Annotated in this window: 3 protein-coding genes; all 3 read right to left on the bottom strand. The window is 31.4% G+C overall.

The features are described 5' to 3' along the window. Window positions 1-98: 98 nt before the first annotated feature. Window positions 99-998: a ParB/RepB/Spo0J family partition protein gene (locus ACH2BO_RS07185; protein WP_395044073.1), complete on the bottom strand. Its 900-nt coding sequence runs from the start codon at window positions 996-998 to the stop codon at window positions 99-101. Between the two features lie 12 nt (window positions 999-1,010). Next, the gene (locus ACH2BO_RS07180) at window positions 1,011-1,778 is read right to left on the bottom strand and encodes a ParA family protein (RefSeq protein ID WP_395044072.1); all 768 of its coding nucleotides are present in this window, start codon (window positions 1,776-1,778) and stop codon (window positions 1,011-1,013) included. 238 nt (window positions 1,779-2,016) lie between these two features. After that, window positions 2,017-2,772: SDR family oxidoreductase (locus tag ACH2BO_RS07175; RefSeq protein ID WP_395044071.1), on the bottom strand; the 756-nt coding region annotated here is incomplete at its 5' end.

The raw sequence follows: 2,772 nt of genomic DNA, 5'->3' as shown, positions 1-2,772 counted from the left end.
TGTATCTGTTATAATTAATGTTTTATCAATTTCTACTTGTGCAAAAATTGAATTTCCCAAAAAAAGAAATATAATTACTATGTAAATTAACTTTTTCACTAACCGTTTATAAGTTTTATTATTCGATTAAAATCTTCTTCAGAATGAAATGGAATTGCAATTTTACCTTTTCCATTTCCTGCAATTTTAACATCAACTTTAGCACCAAAGAAATTTGTAAACGCCTTCTTTTGATCTTCTGCAATAGTAAATGAAGTTTGTTTAGTTGCTTTTGCAGAAGCAGGTTTCAATCCATCTTGATGTTTTTTTACCAAAACTTCTGTATCACGAACAGATAAATTCTGACTAACAATTTTTTGATAAATTCCGGCCTGAATATCTTGATCTTCAATTGAAATTATTGCTCTTCCGTGTCCCATAGAAATAAATCCATCACGAATACCAGTTTGAATAATTGGATCTAATTTTAAAAGACGTAAATAATTGGTAATTGTAGAGCGTTTTTTTCCAACTCGTTCGCTCATTTGCTCTTGTGTTAATTGAATTTCGTCAATTAATCGTTGGTAAGAAAGTGCAATTTCTATTGGATCTAAATCGTGACGCTGAATATTTTCTACCAATGCCATTACAAGTGATTCATTATCATTTGCAATTCTAATGTAGGCAGGAATTGTTGGTAAACCAATAAGTTTAGAAGCACGCAAACGTCGTTCTCCAGAAATTAATTGGTATTTATTAAAATCTAATTTTCTAACTGTAATGGGTTGAATAACACCAAGTTCTTTTATTGAAGATGCTAATTCTTTTAGTGAATCTTCATTAAAATTGCTTCTAGGTTGAAACGGATTTATTTCAATAGTTTCAAGATCAAGCTCAATAATATTACCAACAACTTTATCGGCATTTTTATCGTTCACCGATTTAATGTCGTTGTCTGGATCTTTTAAAAGTGCTGATAATCCTCTTCCTAAAGCTTGTTTTTTAACTGCTTGTGCCATTTAATCTGTAAATTAATTACTGTTTTTTTTAATAATTTCTTCTGCTAAACTAAGATAATTTGCTGCACCTTTACTAGTTGCGTCAAAGTTTATTATGCTTTCGCCAAAACTTGGAGCTTCACTAAGTTTAACATTTCGTTGAATAATTGTTGTAAAAACCATATCATTAAAATGTTTTTGAACCTCTTCAACTACTTGATTAGAAAGACGTAATCGAGAATCGAACATCGTTAAAAGTAAACCTTCAATATCTAAATCTGGATTATGAATTTTTTGTACACTTTTTATAGTATTTAGTAATTTTCCTAATCCTTCTAATGCAAAATACTCACATTGAATAGGAATTACAACAGAATCGGCAGCAGTTAGTGCATTTAAAGTTAGTAAACCTAATGATGGTGCGCAATCTATCAAAATATAATCGTATTTATCTTTAATAGTTGCCAAAGCTTGCTTTAACATATACTCACGATTTTCCTTGTCTACAAGTTCGATTTCTATGGCTACAAGATCAATATGAGCAGGAATTACATCTACATTAGGTGATGAAGAAGGCACAATTGCATCTTCTGGAATGTTACTGTGTTCTAGAATTTGATAGGTTCCAATTTCTACATTATCAACATCAATTCCTAGTCCAGAACTTGCGTTGGCTTGCGGATCGGCATCTATCAATAGCACTTTTTTCTCTAAAACACCAAGTGATGCTGCGAGATTAATTGAAGTTGTAGTTTTACCAACACCACCTTTTTGATTAGCAATTGCTATGATTTTACCCATTGAATTCTTTAAAATTTTGTGTGGTAAAAATACAATTATTTATGGTTTATGAAAATGTATTTTGTTAACAATGTTGTAATTTTTAGTATTCAGTGGTCAGTATTCAGTTTTCAGTAATCAGTTTTTAATATTCAGATTATAGTAATAACATAAAATTATTTAGAAAACAAGAAAATTTAAAAAAAGACCGAGTGATTTTCATTTCACTAAGTTTTAATGAACACTAAAAACTGACCACTTATTTACTTCCTTTTTGTTTAATCATAGCTTCTAGCATATCCCACATTTCACTCGGAATTTGCTCTAGCATATTAAATTCTCCTGCGCCTTGAAGCCATTCGCCACCATCAATTGTAACGACTTCACCATTTACATAGGCAGAAAAATCGGATACTAAATAAGCTGCCAAATTTGCCAATTCTTGATGATTTCCAACTCTTCTTAATGGTACTTTTTTAGTCATATCAAATTTAGATGCTAAATCACCAGGTAAAAGTCGTTCCCATGCACCTTTTGTTGGAAAAGGTCCAGGCGCAATGGCATTCATTCGAATTCCATATTTTGCCCATTCTACTGCCAAACTTCTTGTCATTGCAAGAACTCCAGCTTTGGCAGTTGCACTTGGAACTACATATCCAGAACCTGTCCAAGCATAAGTTGTAACTATATTTAAAACATTACAATTGGTTTGTTTTGCAGCAATCCAATGTTTTCCTAATGCTAAAGTGCAATTTTTTGAACCTTTTAAAACTATATCAATTATAGTATCAAATGCATTTGCAGAAAGTCTTTCGGTTGGTGAAATAAAATTTCCTGCAGCATTATTTAAAAGTACATCTACTTTTCCAAATTCTTTTAATACTGATGCTAACATACCTTCAACTTGGTCGTAATGTCGAACATCACATTGCAATGCCAAACATTTTCCACCATTTTCTGTGGTTAACTCTTCGGCAGTTTTTTGTAGTTTTTCTAAATCACGAGAAGTAATGGC

Source organism: Flavobacterium sp. (assembly GCF_043773265.1).
GTDB lineage: Bacteria > Bacteroidota > Bacteroidia > Flavobacteriales > Flavobacteriaceae > Flavobacterium.
The sequence above is the reverse complement of the archived record's forward strand: the minus strand, read 5'-3'. Positions and strand labels throughout refer to the sequence as shown.